This is a genomic window from Candidatus Neomarinimicrobiota bacterium, assembly GCA_036476315.1.
Classification (GTDB): Bacteria; Fidelibacterota; Marinisomatia; order Marinisomatales; family S15-B10; genus JAZGBI01.
Genome location: JAZGBI010000065.1, coordinates 1 through 16879 on the forward strand (window position 1 = coordinate 1; position 16879 = coordinate 16879).

The 16879-nt window shown below is 48.9% G+C and carries 14 protein-coding genes; 1 reads left to right on the forward strand and 13 read right to left on the reverse strand.

Going from position 1 to position 16879, the window contains the following annotated elements; all coding sequences use genetic code 11:
• Positions 1-313, forward strand: a 313-nt coding sequence (locus tag V3U24_06455) for a hypothetical protein (GenBank protein ID MEE9167083.1), incomplete at its 5' end; no start/stop codon positions are given.
• 26 nt (positions 314-339) lie between these two features.
• Here the strand turns inward: V3U24_06455 and V3U24_06460 are convergent.
• The 13 genes from V3U24_06460 to V3U24_06520 all read right to left on the reverse strand — a co-directional run.
• On the reverse strand, positions 340-1782 hold the full coding sequence (locus V3U24_06460) for a Gfo/Idh/MocA family oxidoreductase (protein ID MEE9167084.1): 1443 nt from the start codon (positions 1780-1782) through the stop codon (positions 340-342).
• Between the two features lie 558 nt (positions 1783-2340).
• Positions 2341-3231: a tetratricopeptide repeat protein gene (locus tag V3U24_06465; GenBank protein MEE9167085.1), complete on the reverse strand. Its 891-nt coding sequence runs from the start codon at positions 3229-3231 to the stop codon at positions 2341-2343.
• 6 nt (positions 3232-3237) lie between these two features.
• A complete protein-coding gene (locus V3U24_06470; GenBank protein MEE9167086.1) occupies positions 3238-5055 on the reverse strand; it encodes a CRTAC1 family protein in 1818 nt (605 codons plus the stop codon).
• Positions 5045-7144, reverse strand: a complete 2100-nt coding sequence (locus tag V3U24_06475) for a multiheme c-type cytochrome (protein MEE9167087.1) — start codon at positions 7142-7144, stop codon at positions 5045-5047. The genes V3U24_06470 and V3U24_06475 overlap by 11 nt, the downstream gene beginning before the upstream one ends.
• Positions 7145-7274: 130 nt before the next feature.
• Entirely contained in the window at positions 7275-9134 is a 1860-nt protein-coding gene (locus V3U24_06480; GenBank protein MEE9167088.1) for a CRTAC1 family protein, read from the reverse strand.
• 392 nt (positions 9135-9526) lie between these two features.
• Positions 9527-10516, reverse strand: a complete 990-nt coding sequence (locus V3U24_06485) for a glycoside hydrolase family 130 protein (GenBank protein ID MEE9167089.1) — start codon at positions 10514-10516, stop codon at positions 9527-9529.
• Between the two features lie 357 nt (positions 10517-10873).
• The gene (locus tag V3U24_06490; protein MEE9167090.1) at positions 10874-11539 is read right to left on the reverse strand and encodes a DUF2490 domain-containing protein; all 666 of its coding nucleotides are present in this window, start codon (positions 11537-11539) and stop codon (positions 10874-10876) included.
• A 3-nt stretch (positions 11540-11542) separates the two neighbouring features.
• Complete coding sequence (locus V3U24_06495; GenBank protein ID MEE9167091.1) at positions 11543-12181, reverse strand: DUF4956 domain-containing protein; 639 nt, start codon at positions 12179-12181, stop codon at positions 11543-11545.
• The gene (locus V3U24_06500) at positions 12171-12962 is read right to left on the reverse strand and encodes a polyphosphate polymerase domain-containing protein (protein MEE9167092.1); all 792 of its coding nucleotides are present in this window, start codon (positions 12960-12962) and stop codon (positions 12171-12173) included. The genes V3U24_06495 and V3U24_06500 overlap by 11 nt, the downstream gene beginning before the upstream one ends.
• A 190-nt stretch (positions 12963-13152) precedes the next feature.
• Positions 13153-14211 carry a sn-glycerol-3-phosphate ABC transporter ATP-binding protein UgpC gene (gene ugpC, locus V3U24_06505; GenBank protein ID MEE9167093.1) on the reverse strand — a complete coding sequence of 353 codons (1059 nt, stop codon included), beginning with the start codon at positions 14209-14211 and terminating at the stop codon, positions 13153-13155.
• Positions 14212-14219: 8 nt separating this feature from the next.
• Positions 14220-15107 carry a glycosidase gene (locus V3U24_06510; protein ID MEE9167094.1) on the reverse strand — a complete coding sequence of 296 codons (888 nt, stop codon included), beginning with the start codon at positions 15105-15107 and terminating at the stop codon, positions 14220-14222.
• Between the two features lie 121 nt (positions 15108-15228).
• The gene (locus V3U24_06515; protein MEE9167095.1) at positions 15229-16050 is read right to left on the reverse strand and encodes a carbohydrate ABC transporter permease; all 822 of its coding nucleotides are present in this window, start codon (positions 16048-16050) and stop codon (positions 15229-15231) included.
• The coding region (locus V3U24_06520; protein ID MEE9167096.1) for a sugar ABC transporter permease at positions 16047-16879 on the reverse strand (833 nt) is incomplete at its 5' end. The genes V3U24_06515 and V3U24_06520, both read right to left, overlap by 4 nt.

Sequence of the window (16879 nt, forward strand, 5' to 3'; positions counted from 1 at the left end):
CTGCAGCATCTTCAGTGTGTCCATTGGCGCAGAAAAAAATTTTCTAAAGGAAAACTGGTTTCTGCAATCGTCCTATCTTGTAGAAGAGGATGTCGGGGAGATTTCTTCGTCGGGGTTCAAGCCCGTCAATTGGTACCCGTTAAGTATTCCTTCAACCGTTTTGACGGCGCTCGTGCGCAACAGTGTATATCCGGACCCCTATGTTGGCATGAACAACATGAAAATACCGGATACTTCGGATGAATTTAGTCGACAACATGATCTGGGAAAATACAGCCATTTGCCTGGTCAGTCGATCAGGGTAGATCGATAAGGCAGGTGATCGGAGGACCCGGGGACCTACAATGACCATCCCTCGCGGTATTCACGACGAACATATTTGTTCGCCTCTTCCAGATTCGTTACTTTCATTTTCTTTCCATCCCACTCCAATATCTTCCCCGCATTACGTACGGCAAGGTTGCCCAACAGAACAATCTCAGTCATTGGACCCGAAACGTCAAAATTGGAACTCGCCGGTTCTCCCCCCTTGCACGCATCAATCCACTCCTGGTGAATCCCCGGGGACCGGCGGATTGTCTTCGGCGGCTGTGTGTAAGCCTGCATAGCGGTCTCGGGTATCATTCTGGGACTATCCCCATAGTCGTTGCACATGAGTGTGCCCTTGTCGCCTACCAATAACACACCACTCCCATTGCCCATGCGACGACCTTCTTCCAGTGCTTTCGGTCTCGGCGGTGTCAATCCGCCTTCATACCAGACCATGTGCACTGGAGGCATATCATCCCTGGCAGGAAAATCATAATGAACGATGGACCCGATGGGCCCCGTTTCGTCATTGGTGGGAGTGGCGCTGCCCTGCACGCTCGTCGGATGACCTAATTTGAGCGCCCAGACCGGAGTGTCGATGAGATGGCAGCCCATGTCACCCAGGGCTCCGGTTCCGAAATCCCACCACCCGCGCCAATTGAAGGGAAGGTAAGCGGGATGATAATGACGCCATGGCGCCGGTCCAAGCCACCGATCCCAGTCCAGCGTGGGCGGAACTGAAGGTACCGACTTCGGCCGATCAACACCCTGTGGCCAGTAACCCCAGGGTCTGTTGGTCCACACATGAGCTTCTCTTACATCACCAATGGCTCCATCGGCAATCCACTCTGCAATGAGTCGATTGCCCTCACCCGCATGACCCTGGTTACCCATTTGGGTGGCTACTTTGCGTTTCTTGGCAGCCTTGGTGAGCATCCGGGCTTCATAGATGTCGTGAGTCAACGGCTTTTCACAGTAGACATGCTTGCGTTTCTTAATCGCTGCCATGGAAGCGACAGCATGGACGTTGTCGGTTGTGGCAACACAGACGGCGTCGATGTCTTTCTCCTCTTCCAGCATTTCGTAAAAATCAGTATAGGCAGCGCAACCGGAATATGACTCATTCCCGGTTTGTTCGGCGTAGTACTGGTTGACCTGTTGTCTGGCCGGCTCCCACCCCTTTATCCCACCGAAGTAATACTCGCTGTAATCACATTCTTTGTAGACATCGCAAACGGCAACAACCTGAACGTCGGGAATCTGAAGGAATTGGCTCATATCAAACGTACCCTGGCCGCCGGTGCCGATTATGGCCAGGTTGACTTTCTCACTGGGGGCGACACGGCCGATTCCTCCCAACACATGTCGAGGAACAATTGTGAAGGCCGCTGTTGCCGCCGCGGTACGTGTCAAAAAGTCGCGACGAGAGATCTTGTTCCCATGAGCGTTCAAAGTCTGTTTCGTGTTTTTCATTGGAGTGTCCCCTTCCCTTTTCTGAGATCTGAAACTTCAAGATCATAAGCAAGCATTATTGTAAGGCCAAGAATAAGCAATTCCATTCTTTGGATCAACATTTCCTGCGACTCCCAGGGATAACAGTTGTCCAAGTTCCTGAGATTATGCACTTCAAAATACTAACCTCGTACCGAGTCACCTGTCCCGACGGCTCGGGATCTCCCAGCCTGCCCCTCCCGGAGCGGGGCTGGCAGGCGCTACGCTCCGATTGGCAGTAGGCGGTTAGCCCCGCTTGGCGGGATTTCCGCTGCGCTCCAACAGTTGGCAGTCTTACTTATACGGAGGACAGGCACGTATCATTTCTCCAGTTCTCCTCCAAAGGAGTTCCTTCGGAACATCTCTCCCCGCAGGGTCCTTTGGATAATTCTCCATATGATTCATTCAATTCTTCATTCTGGATTCATTTGCTGGTTAAGAAATCATATACGATGCTAGTGTAGTGCTTCGCGAGAACTTACAATGACATTATCAAATAGAAGCGAATTAGTGATACGAGGCACTACATAATGGTAAGAATTATTGAGGCTGCGAACGAATCTTTTTTCTGATCTGACTAAGAAACTCCTCAAGTTTTCGATACCTGTCTTCGACTTCCTGCGGAACACTTATTTCAACCAAACGTGACAATTCGCGTGTTTGGCCATAAAAGAGAGACTGCCCCGCGGAGCGTTCCAACACTCCAAGAGGTTTCCCGGTCCGGGTATCACCCTCGCCCGAAGTCCCTTCTACCGGTTCAGGAGGATGTGAATATTTCACCGCCTTCTGAAGGAGATCCAACGCCTTCTTGGAGTCTCCTTTTCTCCAGGCAACGTAACCGTTGAGAAAATAGGCTTCCGCACTTTGATAGTTTGAGGCAGTTACAGCATCAAAATAGAACTGAGCCTCAGAAAGGTCACCCCGAATCAGTAAAACCTGCCCCAGGCGAATCAGCGGACCGGTTTCTTCTTTATTAATCCTGAGGACCTTTTGGAACTCGGATTCGGCCTTTTCGATGTTGAAGATCTCGTTCTGTTCGAAACGAAGGTAAAGGTTCCCTAACTGTAAATGTGCCCGGGTGCTGGTGGGATTCACCTGCACCAGCCGTTTCCACGCTTCCTTTGCATTTTCGTATTCCCCCAGTTCCATGTGCATGTTTCCCAGATAGTAGAGAGCGTCTTCATGTTTGTCGTTAAGTGCGAGAGCCCGCTGGTACTCCCCGGCTGCTTCTCCCGGCTTTCCCGAAATTCGGTTTTCTGTAGCTTTTCGATAGATCTCCCAAAAACTCCGGATCTTCTCTTTTTCGGCGGTCCATTCTTGATCATCTTCCTTTTGCGTGGTCCGCTGAGGTCCTGGCTTATTGAGAAAAGTAATGACCACGAGGAGAGTGAACACGCCAGCAAATACACCAAGAGGAATTCCTCTTCTCATGAGACTTTACATTCTCTCATAAGTGGCCTCCCCCTCCAGGATTCGCACTGTCTGGTTGGCTTCAACATTGTGAAAGAGTTGTCGGGTCCCGCCGGGCCAATTAATCTCCAGCGTGTCCACTCTGGAGCTGGATCCCAGGCCAAAATGTTCGACCAGACTGTTTTGCGAACAGTAAGAGCTCTGAGCCCCCACCTGGCAGATTTGGTACGTGCCGTCGGCAACCAGACGCAGCTTGGCACCGATCGCTGAACGATTGCTTTGCCTCCCTTCCAGGCTCACCTTTAACCAATTGTTTCGATTTCCGCCCTCATTTCTTAGAAGGATCCCCGGTCCGTTGTTGTTCACCACGAAAATGTCCACGTCCCCGTCATTGTCATAATCACCGAAAGCTGCACCACGGCCCACATATTCATTCTGGAAGATGTCGCCACTCACGGTCGAGACGTCGTAAAACCCTTCACTGGCTCCTCGATTCCAAAAGAGCTTGTTCGGCATAGGCACGAGAAGCCACGGTTTTTCCCTCTGCCGAAATGTGCTCCCGTTTGAAATGAACAGATCCGGTCTGCTGTCATTGTTGTAATCGAAAAAAGACGTTCCCCAGCCGATGTAATCAAGGGCGATCTGTCCCAAACCATAGCGGTCTGCCTCGTCCATGAATTTGATGTTGGTCGAGGAGGATTGAGATGCTGCAGCGAATTGGGAACCTACGTTACTGAACAGAGCATTTTCCTGGGCCATCCAGTGAGTGACGAAAATGTCCATGTCCAGATCCCCATCCCAATCGCCTACCGCCAATCCCATGGCTCCCCGGTAGTCTGCTACCCAGGAGGCATGGCTTATTTCTTCAAACTTCTCATTGCCCAGATTCCGGTACAGAACGTTATCGGATACGTCGTTCGCCACGTACAGGTCAGGCCAGCCATCTTCATCGAAATCGCACCATGCCGCCGAGAGGCTGCGACCTTCCGGGTTATCAACTCCCCCACCCGCCGCCATCTCCGTGAACGTACCATCTCCATTGTTCTTATAGAGCAGGTTCCGTTCCGGCGTGAAGGAAGAAGGATTGAGGCTTGTGGGAACTTCCACATCGTATTGCATGGACAATTCCCGGATGTCCTGATAGGAATATTGTACATATCCGCAAACGTAAAGGTCGAGAGATCCATCACGGTTGAAATCTGCCCAGGAGGCACCTGACCAGAACCCTTTCCGCCCACCAACCCCCGCTCGCCTGGTTCTATCCGTGAACGTACCGTCTCCGTTGTTGCGGTAGAGCGAGTTTTGTCCATAGCAGGAAATGAACAAATCGGGCAAACCGTCGTTGTCGTAGTCTCCCCAAGCAGCCGCCATACCCCAACCCCGGAAGTCCACACCAGCCTTGGAACTCACCTCTTCAAATGTGCCATCCCCCCTGTTATGATACAGTGCGCAATGGGACGGAGATGATTCGATCTCCTCTGCTGTCATAGAGAGCGGGCCTACCTCATTGACTACAAAGAGATCCAGCCAGCCGTCATTATCATAATCACCCCAGGCGGCCCCCGATCCCATGTCTTCGGGAAGCTGAGTTGACCGTTTTCCGGAGAAATGGTGAAATGAAATGCCTGCTTCCAGGGAAGCATCCACGAATCTAACCTGGGGATAGTTCTTCGGTAAGGATCGAGTAAGGTCGGCCGTCACTCCTTCAATTTTCTCTCCCGGCCGGTAGGGTGGTTCGGGTTTGGAAAGCAGCCAGAGCGCAGCGCTTACGCCGGCTATGAAAAGAACTATACTGATTGCGGTCGTGACGATGAGGCGTCTTCGGCGGGACAGGCTAGCCGGCATTAGCCTGCAAGGTCGTCATCGATCCGACTTGAATTCGCTTGGTATCCTCGGAAATTACGGAAATGGGAGCGGTAACCCCGGACTCCTCCCCAAGAAGGAAGTTAAGGAGGAACTGGTTGATCTTCCGGTACATCAGTTTCGCTGTCACCTGCAACTCTCCGACGTGATCGGCGGGCACCTGAAACTGAAATTCTTCATCTGTGAGAGGCTGTTTTCCCTCCGTCGAAACGCTGCCGGGACAGAGGAAGGAGAATTCGGCTTTGTCAGAAAAGCCCGGGAACAGGACGCGGCGGTATCGCACACCCACCATCTCCCACAAATTGTGCCGGTCAATCAGATTGCCGTACTCATCAACGGACTCCGCTTTGAAGACGAAAGACCCAGGCTCAATAAAATTCCGGTCATCCCTGCGGCCGCTAGAAAAAACCTCGTTGCCGTCCTGGTCCGTCACGGTAACTTCAACCCAGGCTTGAATAATATCCATGGGACCGGTAGGGAAATCATGACCGACCTTGTTGTTGGTGATCACGGCTTGAATCTTGACTGTTTCACCAGGTTCGACCTTCTCCGGCACCACGAGTTCCAGTGGCACGGCGGGTCCCTTCTTCCACTTATCCGCGATTTCGGGGATCTCGATCTCACCTTGAAGCCACTTTTCTGTCAGAGCGATCTGCTCGTCTGCACCTGGGAGATCCAAAATCCGGGGGATAAATTGATTGGCAGCTATGAAACGATGACTCCGATGCTTTTTGTCATCGGGAACTCGATTGTAGTCCAGGGCATCTCCGCTGGCGGGATCGCTGGATTCCACCAATCGCATATGACATTCCCGGCATTCAACGGTCTTTGTGGCATCTCCCGGATGATTCCAACGACTCTTTCGCCAGTTATCGAATTGGTTTTGAAGTTGAACCCAACCCACCTTGTTGATCTCCTGATCGATGAACTGCTTATGGCAGGCGGCGCAGAACTCGGGACTCTTAAACAGACGATGCTGCAAGCTTTCCACATGATACCTCGGGTAGGCACGAATCAAGAAATCCCTGAGAAACCGGACTTTTTCGCCTTCGTGTAATTCGAACATGTAGCGTCGCGGCTGGGTGATGACGTAATTCGCATTTCCTTTGAGATCTGTCTCTTTGATGGCATGACAGACAAGGCACGAGACACCCTCCTGATATCCCGCGAGGTTGGTCAAGTCATCAGTGAAGATATTCTTTGCTCCTGAAAACAGAGAGATGGGATCGTGGCATCCACCACAATATCGGGTTGATTCGGGTCCATTCTGTTCACCCATAACCTTCTGAACGGCTTGAAACGCAGGATCCATTGCCGAATAACGGTGAGCACTGACCTGCCACTCTTTGACAATGTCCTGGTGACATCCCGAAGTTCCGCACGTTTCGGAGCCGCCCAGGGACCGGGCGTCGAAGGCATCTCCGGTACTTGTTCGGGCTAGACTTGGGGCAAAGGGCCTGTCGGGACCGTAGATGAAGCTGTAGTCATCGGGTAATCGGTTGACCAGTTTCACCGGTTCATATGCATAAACCAGAAGGATGACCCCAGCAAAGAGTACTCCCACAGCGAACAGGGTATTCAAACCATAACGCTTCTGCGCCTTCAAAACCGGCTGCAACGCCTCCGTCTTTCGTCCTCTGAAATCACGAACCAGGATGACGACCAGATGAGGCAGCAGAGAAGCAATCAGGGCAAACGTGGAAATAATGTGGGCCACGTCCCAACCGTGGCCGATCTTCGTCTGAAAAATAGCCTGAAACGTCAAAACGATACCGCTTACGGCAGCCACCACGGTTGCCACTAAGGAGAAGTACCCGGTGAGCTTGATGTGGTGCATTCTGGTGGTTCGGTATACCAACCAGTGGCGGATTTGATACCAGGTAAATGGTATCAAGAACAGCAGACCTATCCCCGTGTGCAAAAGAACCATCACCTGGTTTGAGATGCTGAACGGAAGCAGATAGATGGAAAGTCCCGTCAATGTTTCGAAAAACAAGAGTCCGGAAGCGAGAATAAGCAGCCGATGCTGCCACTCCTTCGCCCTGAAGGTCTGATCATGTTCCTGCTTCATTGCTTCTCCTTTCCTTGGACGTTCTCCTGTCGCTCGTTCACTCCGTTATGTTTTATCGCGGTCTATCCATACTGGGGGATTACGCAGGGCCTGACCGGAAAGGGGTAGAGAAATCTATCATGAATTGGACTTATCTTCCGGTCAGAGCCAAACTCTCATCATGGAGGTCCTCTCCCTCCACAATGTAGAGTGTCTGATTGGGCTCGATATTTTCAAAAGCTTGAATATGACCGTTAGGCCAGATGATCTCGATCCTATCAACCTCCCTTTTTGAACCGAGACCAAAATAGAGTTCCTTGGCATTTGCAGAGAGGTAACCTGTGCCTGAGATGAGGGGCTGAACTTGAACGAGATCACCGGTGGTCACTTCTACTCTGGAACCATACGCATCCCGGTTGGACTTTACTCCCTCGAGCCTCACCTTGAGCCAGTTATTCCTTGTCCTTGACTCATTGTGATACAGAACGCCCACACCCCGGTCTGGATCGTCAATGGTGTTTCCCTTTCCATCCTCAATCTGTTGACCGTTGTTGGTTATGTAAATATCCACCCTGCCGTCATTGTCATAATCGGCAAAAATGGCAGACCTGTGGATTCGTTTTCCCGTGTTCCAAACGCCGGAGGATTCCGAAACGTCATTAAAACGTCCGTGTCCATCATTCTCGAAAAGAAGGTTCAGCTGCCGGTTGTCGCCGCTGACTGCGTTGAGATGCCCGTTCGCGAAGAAAAGGTCCAGGTCTCCGTCGTTGTCCAGATCGAAAAGTCCCGTTCCCCAACTGACCGCGGGCCAACTCAACTTATGGACAAGAGGAGAGTCAAATTCATGGACGAAAATAGCATTCTTCAAGACTCCGTCGTTGGAAGTTTCATTGTCCTCCAGTTGAGCGAGGACATTCACCTCCGCCGCATAATTGGTATAGGTAAGGTCATACTTTCCATCGGCATTGAAATCGCCCACGGCTATGCCCATACTTCCATCCGTAGTACTGAGTCCGCTGGGTCCCGAGAAACTCTTGAATGTCCCATCCCCTTTATTCAGGTACAGCCCGTTGGCGTCCGTGTCGTTCGTCACAAAGATATCCGGCCAGCCATCATCGTTGAAGTCGTTGAAAACGGCCTGCATCGACTTGCGCGCCGCGTCACCCACACCGGCCTTATCGGTCACATCGGTAAACGTCCCGTCTCCGTTGCTCCGGTAGAGTGTGTTCGGCAGACCTCCGAAGTCCATGGGGAAACGCAAGCTGGTGTTCAGGGGTCGATTGGAGAAGTCAACATAGCCCATTACATAGACATCCAGATCCCCGTCGCGATCGTAGTCGCCCCAGGAGGATCCTCCGTACCACCGGTCTTTCACGCCTTCCGGAAAGGCCTGGTCCGTCACGTCGGCGAAAGAATTGTCTCCGTTGTTCCGGTAGAGAATGAAATTTCCGTAGTTGGTCACGAAAAGGTCAGGGTAACCATCGTTGTCGTAGTCCGCAACGGAAACCCCCATCCCTTCCCCCGGGTCGAGAACTCCGCAGTCTGACGACTTTCGCGAGAAAGTTCCATCTCCCATGTTCTCATAAAGGGCGTTGGTCACGTCACCTGGCCCCTGGCAATTCACAAGGTAAAGGTCCCAGTCTCCATCCCGGTCATAATCGAGCCAGGCGCCTCCGGAACCGTTCGTCTTAATCAGGTGAACATGGGCAAACTCCTCAAGGGACAGGAGTCTCCCTCTCGATTTCCAGAACTCCTTTTCCTCATGGAACACGAGGTCCAATCCTTCATTGGTAGCAGCACCCCTCACCGTCGGTCCAATCTCGCACCACCGCGGCCTTTCAGCGTAATGCTCGAAATCGATTCCGGCGTATTCGCGCTGATCCACGAAACGTATTTCGGTCTCTTCCAGAGCCCTCGTCACTTTTATCGAAAAGAGCATGGCAGTACCCAGGAGAATCACCCCTCCGAGGCCGAAGGATAGTCTTTTGATTGATGCTGTCCTGCTTCTCATCGTTGTGCCCTAAAAGTTAGCACCAAAACATTCTGGATGTCCAGAAAAACAAGTGAACAGGATATTCAGATTCACTGGTCCTGTCACCTTATTGTCTCTTCTGGGGCACTGTGGAACAGACAGAGTACCGTTTAATGGAACAACCCGGGCTCAGGCTATACTGTTTCTTGTTGACACGCACAACGAGAAATCGTTCCAAGAATAAGAGCTTTCAAGCCTCAATAACCCTTTTTCAGTGCCAGAATAACCCCCGTAAGGAACAGCTGGCTCGCGGCTCTAAACGGACGGTTATTCGGTCTCACAAACTGAATGAGAGACACCATGAGATACACCAAACGACAAGTACTCCATCCCAACTGTCAGCGACTGTGAAGTCTGCTCTCCGCATACTCTCAATCAGCATCGTGGAACGCCACACCAATTCCAGAGTCTCCCATACCATAATACAAGAACCATCGATCCTGAAAACGTACCAAACCCTCTATGAAAACTACGTTTGGTATCTGTCCCTGACGTTCTAACATGAGATTTGGAGTTAAAAATGGAGTCTCCGACCGTGCAACGATTTTGGTTGGATCTCGTTTGTCGAAAAGGACCTGACCACTTGCATAAACACGAGCATTATTGGCGCCGTTGTACAGTAATAGAATGCCACCAGTTGTGATAAGTGGCGGCGGTCCCGGTTCGACCAATCTGCTATCGAACCGTTGAGGACGAGGACGTAAGACTGGCTCTTCTATAACCGTCCAAGTGAGCAAGTCCGATGAGTACGCAGCCCAGAGGTTCGTGTCCCCAAAATACATCCAATACACCCCGTCGATTGGAGTAGACAGTATAGCGCCGGACTTGGTCCAACCTCGTTTTGGAAAGATTATTCCGTGCTTTTCCCAGGTGTGAAGATCTGTGGAGCTCGCCAGGGCAAGACGGGCGGTCTCTCCATCGTAGGCGGTATAGGTGAGATAGAAGATTTCTCCTATCTTGACGACACGTGGGTCTTCGCATCCACCTGGAAATTCCCATGTTTTGGTGGGCTCCAGAACTGGGTAAGGTTCTCGTTCGAAATGAAGGCCGTCACTGCTGTACGCAAGCCCGATGCGAGAGGTGCCGTTCCATTGTCCAGTACCTGTGGAATCCTCTGCCCTGTAGAGGAGCCAAATGGTATCTCCATTCGTCCAAGCGGCGGGATTGAAAATGTCTTTCGCCTGCCAAGTCTTGCCCAAAGGTTCCAGAATAGGGTTGTGCTCATATTTGACAAAGGGCTCCAGCTGCCACTTGTTATTTTCGACGCAACCTATCAGGAAAGCGCAAACAGTCAAGGAAGTAATATATCTTAGTGCGTTCCTACACATGGGATAGGGAATCCTCATTTCGTCGTAACGCATAACCTTCTGGCGACCAGCGTCCCGCAATATGCGGGGTCCGTTCCATTATGATCCGAGGTTAATCCGCGGTCGGGCTCTACCATTTAATCCCTCTCTTCTCGCCCGATAAATCTACAAGAAACCAATTTGATTCCCTTACTTAAGAAAAATGCTTAGTAACACCGAGCCCAATTACCATTTCACGCAACTTATGGGTATTAATTACCTTAAGAAATGGGAGGTATCCAGTCTCCCCGCTTCTTGTACCTTGTGGATGAAAATCAGTCTTAATGGTCCGAAAAGTTCCGGCTCATTATGCACAGATCACCATTCTCCGATACTTCAAGCACTCGGAAGTCAACGAACTCAAGATTTGCTCTAGAAGTCTACCTCGTAGCTGAGTCCCCATATGTTCCAGGTTTTCGGCTTGGGATCATTCACCTCCTTCTGAAGTCTATAGAAGAAGTTGACGGAGTTGCTTTTCACGATTCGGTTCTTGATACCTAAGGTAAGTCTGTATTTCATGAATTGATTAGCGGGATTTTCGATGAGATGGAATACCTCACCTGCGACATAGGGTGAAAGTCGTTTGCTTAACCGATAATGAAGGGTCAATTTGTTCCGTAAATGTTGCTCTGGCTCTTTCTCCGGCTCGGATTCTCTCTGGAATCTCAACCGATACCTGGGGGAAAATGATCCGATGGCGCCTTCATATGTCGCGTTCATACTAATTCGTCTCCCAATCTGATCCGTGTAGACAATAAATCGATAATCCCCCGAAAAATAAAGATTCTTAGTGAGTTTATACCGTACGGAGATTTCAGAAAATGTTTTCTTGAAAGTGGAGAGATTATCCTTTAGTCTGATTTGCTGTTCAAGTTCTAACTTGAATCTTGACGCAAGTTTCTTCTCAGCTTTAATGCTCGCCCAGAGCTGATTATCGAGCGTTTGGGATACCGCGTAAAGGGGCTGTAGAAAAAGGCAAAGGGTTATCACCTTGCAATTGATGACGAAGGTGTTAACACAATGACGAAATCTAATCACGGATCATTCATTCTCGTTGACGTCTGCGTAATAGACCTTTATTCGCGCGACATCTCGAAGAAAATCAGTCCTCAGGATTTCAAATCTCCTAATGTCTAAGCCGGTTCTTTCCCGCAGGTCAGACATCAATTCCCGGTAGTTTTCGGGCTTTATGTTTTCAATCTTTTCATAGATGATAATTCTCTCAAGAAGCAAGAACCTGTGCCAATAGGATTCCAGAGTGAATGTCAGGGCAATAATGGCAAAATTTGTGAAGAATAATTCCAAATGGGAAACGATAGGGCCGCTTATGGCATTGATAACCGCCACGGTAATAACGATAAACAGGTAGGTCATTTCTCTTATGGGAATAGGGTCCGTCCGGTATCGGAGGATCGTAAATACGGCAAACAACCCAAAAGCAAATCCAATGCTCAATTGGACACTACTTAGTAAATAGCAGACAAAGAAGATGAGCGTATTGAACATGAAATACGTGAAGGCATAGTTTTCGTTTTTCCAGTAACGGTAATAGATAAGTTTGATCAAGATAAACGCCACTACGAAGTTGATACCATAACCTATTATCAACTCCCACACATGGGCATCATAGACCTTGTTGTCAAACAGGGAGAAATTCTGGACGGCCGAGCTATCCATCATCGGCTTCCCCTGAAAAAGAACCTTCTGACATCAGCTTGTCTATTCTTAGCAGCTTCGGTTTGTACCGGTTGTACTTAACACCGTCATATGTAGCCAGAATCCCCGCACAATACTTGCTGATTCTCATTTCAGCAACGCTCCTTTCCCTCATTTCCCGGATAAACTTTGAACGGGGACGATATCTGCTCTGTTTGACCTCGGAAATCACAAGATTCTTGAAATGCTTCCTGGCTGAACCGTTTGCAACTGAGAGATCGAGATCAATCGTAACCCTATCCCTAAAATCAGTATCTACCAATGTGATTCGCGAGAATTTTGCCTTTAGCTTTGGGGACAGTTTGGTGGGTGAAACTGCAGTCAAGTCCGAAATCATTTCTCTGGCAGGCTCGGTGAACGAATCACTCATTCCGGGAACCTCAATCCGTCGTTTGATTGTTCTATCCTTGTTATTCTTCATCTTGATCTCGAAATAGCAGACATCAGGTACGAGGTACCTCCGCAGCCGGACTTTATATCTGGTACGGATTCCGTTATGATGCTGCCGGTAGAAAAGAAAATTATCTGTGTCAAAGTATACGTTCTCATAGCCTATGATCCGGTTTCCGTCAATTTCCAAAACCCTGAAGTCAGGTTTCAGCTTTTCAAGAACTGACTGCAATTGGGTCTGGTTAAAAACAAATTTCGTATCTTTCCGATTCAAGAGTTGAGCGGAATTCAGATCCTCAAGCGACACGCTGTCGTAATCGGATACTAACAAACCAGGATTTTCGTTTCTGATCATGCCAGAAATATCCAGCAATTAGAGGACATGAAGCTGTTCACCCAATTTTTCCAGTCACGTTAAGGAAATACAACAAAAAGATGGTGCAGGGAGAAATTGATTGGCCCGTTTGGAATCGTAAGATCAACCTTCCTCCGGTATCACTTGATACTATTACTCCCGACCGACTCGTCGGGAAGCCGCACCGGGATCACACCAGACGTTCCTCGGTTCCGATATCGAAGAGGCATACCTTGGATAAATCAAAACGGACTTCAACCGATTTCTTTAACTGTGCGGTGTCCAAGGATGGAATCCGAGCTGTCACTGTTTGATGACCTGCCTGCAAACGTAAAATAGTCTCGTTACCTAGGGGCTCAGCCAGGACTAACGGGAGAGCAATACCATCACTATCCAGATGGATACCTTCAGGTCTTATGCCCAGGACAATATCACCGCTTTGCAGCCCTTTCAAATCAAATCCTCCAAGATCTACGGAGAAATCCGTGCAAAGAAATTTCCCATCCTCCAATCTTCCTGAAAGAAAGTTCATGGGAGGCGATCCAATGAAACCAGCTACAAACATGTTTACCGGATTGTGGTATATGTCAAGCGGTGGTCCCACCTGTTGACTGATTCCGTAGTTCAGAACGACAATTCGATCTCCCATTGTCATGGCTTCCACCTGGTCATGAGTCACGTAGATCATTGTTGTGCCTAGTTGTTTGTGGAGCCTCTTTATTTCTGCCCGCATCTGAACCCTGAGCTTTGCATCGAGGTTTGACAGTGGCTCATCAAAAAGAAATACCTGGGGCTTTCGAACGATTGCCCGACCTAACGCTACTCTCTGGCGTTGCCCGCCGGATAGTTCCTTCGGTTTTCTCTTTAGAAAATCCCCTATGTCGAGAATCTTCGCAGCCTCTTGAACTCGCTTCTTTAATTCTATCTTGGGTGTTTTTCTGAGCTTTAATGCAAACCCAAGATTATCAAATACATTCATATGAGGATAGAGTGCATAGTTCTGAAAAACCATTGCAATATTTCGATCTTTCGGGGAAACGTGATTGACAAGATTATTCCCGATATATATTTCGCCAGAAGTGGGTTCCTCCAATCCCGCAATCATTCGGAGCAACGTTGATTTCCCACAACCTGAAGGGCCTACTATGACCAGAAACTCACCATCGTGAATATCAAGACTAACATCGTCGATAACATTCCTGTCTTTCTCGAAAGATTTGAAGATATTCTTTAGTGTTACGTATGCCATGGAGGTTTTTAGAAGACTACATCCCGTACATCAATATACGCTACGCCCATGACAGTATCGGCTCCGCCATACAGGCAATAAATTCGATCGCCCTGCAACACGGTAGCGCAGGAAAAGATAACGTCGGGGACATTCCCGTTGATTTCCCAGTCTAGCTCAGGTTCTATTATCGGCTCTGTCTGCCGGGCCAGTACTCTGGCCGGATCTTTGTAGTCCAATAAGGCAGCGCCCAAACTGTAACGATTGTATTCATCCACTCCGTGAAAGATCAAGAACCAGCCATCATCAATCTTCACAGGTGGACCGGCGATGCCAATTCTGGTTTGATTCCATGTATTCGGCAATGGGGACATAATCTTTTTGTGACCGGTCCAATTTCTCAAGTCTTCAGAGAATCCGATCCAAATGTCAGGGTGGGGCCGGTACAGCAGACAATACTTACCCTCGATTCTCTCTGAGAATAGAGAGGCATTCTTAAGAGGCCCATCCAACAGAATCCCCTTTCTATTCCAATGAATCAAGTCCTTTGACGTTGCCAGACAGATTCGATAGTCATCAGGGACACGTCCACGATAGCCAACATATGTCATATAAAAAAGATTTTCTATCCGGACAACACGGGGATCTTCAGGACCCCGCTCTTCCCCCGGTACACTATTGGTTAATATTGGCTTGTCGCAGCGATGCCAGGTCAGGAGATCCGTACTGGAAGCATAACCCAGTGAATTTATGTACTTCCCATACTTTTCGTCACCACCTAAATCGGTGGCCCGGTACACCATATGGAATAATCCATTATGATACACCGCTGCCGCATTGAATACTGCGGCTCTTTCCCACTCATGTTCCTCCACAGGCAACAGTATCGGTTCAGCGGACAGTCGTGTGAGTTTCATCCGAATTTTCTCTGAGTTTGACTAATGACGGCACATTTTCTGACTTCTGTAAAGTCGTCAGCCTGATTTTGATGGAAAGAGACACCTGTGGCAGTTGTGATGGATCCAGAACCGATCATAGTCAACCCTTGAGACCCGTACTTGCCATGCTTTCGATGAAATGCCGCTGGAAGAATAAATACAAAATCACGACCGGAAGGGCCAACATGGTGGCAGAGGCGAGGATCGCTCCCATTTGTGATTCTGCCTGACCGCCGGTAGCAAATAGGGTCACCATTTGGGGCATGGTCATCAATTCCCGGTTTCGGATCACTATGATCGGCCACAGGACATCATTCCAGACGTTCATAAATGTGAGTATCCCCACCGTGACCAACGCCGGTATGGAATTCGGCCAGATAATCTTAAAGATAATGGTGAGTTCATGGCATCCATCCAATCGGGCTGCTTCGATCAGATCGTGAGGAATTGATTTGTAGAACTGCCGGAAAAGGAAGATCCCGAACACACTGATCATAGCCGGGAAAATGAGTGCCATATAGGTATTAACCCAGCCGAAGTTCACCATGAGCACGTACATGGGTATCAACGTCACCTGAAATGGGATCATCATGGTAAAAAGCATAACTGAAAAAATCAGTTCCCTGCCGCGAAATCTTAGGTGGGATAAGGCATACCCAACGACTGAACTGAAGATCAATACAAGCACAGTGACACAGGAAGAAACAAATAGCGAATTCAGGAAAGCCCGGCCAATTGGAATTCTCTCAATAACCGCCTTATAACTTTCGAAGCTTATTTCAGAAGGGATAAGATTCAGATATTGAATTTCAGTCTCAGGCTTTATGGTGGCAGAAACCATCCATAGGAACGGATAGATAAAGGTCACGCCAAGGGACAGCAAGACTAGATAGCTTAACGTGATTAACAGTCTCTTTTTCAAAACTCTTTCTCAAAAAACTTACGTTGCAGCGCTACAACAATAAAAATAATGCCTGCCATCGTGAAACCCAATGTGGCCGCATACCCCATTTTATAGAAACTGAAGGCCTGCTGGTAAATATATAAATTGACTGACAAGGTGCTGTCGAGTGGTCCTCCCCCCGTCATGATGTACGGTTCAATGAAAAGAGAAAAACCGCCAATAGTGGATAGAACAATTACCATGGTCAGGATAGGGTTGATCATGGGAAGCGTGATGTGAAAGAATTGGGAGATTTTACTCGCTCCATCAATTGAGGCAGCTTCATACAAAGTGCGGGGTATGTTCTGGAATCCCGCCAACAGTATCACTACGTAGAGTCCCAGATTCTTCCAGGTTGCCATTAAAGCAATGGCAGGCATGGCGATCTTCGTACTTGTCAACCAGTGAACCTTACCCAACCCAAGCGAAAGCAATAGATTATTCAGCAATCCGGTTTCCGTCGAATAGAGTTGTTTCCACAATATAGTCACCACAACACCGGAAATCACGACTGGTAGAAAGAACGCACCACGGAAAAAGGCCTTTCCCAACAGTACAGGACTATTCAATAAGGCTGATATCACCAACGCAAGCACAATCTGAAGCGGGATATGTATCGCCAAGAAAATAAGTGTGTTGGCTAGAGCTTTCCAGAAAAGGGGATCCTGGAATAGGGTGACGAAATTCTGCAAACCGATAAATTTCATGGGACTGAGCATATTCCAGCGCATAAAGACGAGCACTAAGGAAAATGCTATTGGAAATGCCGATATGAAGAGAAAGTAGATGGCGTAAGGAGAGACCAATC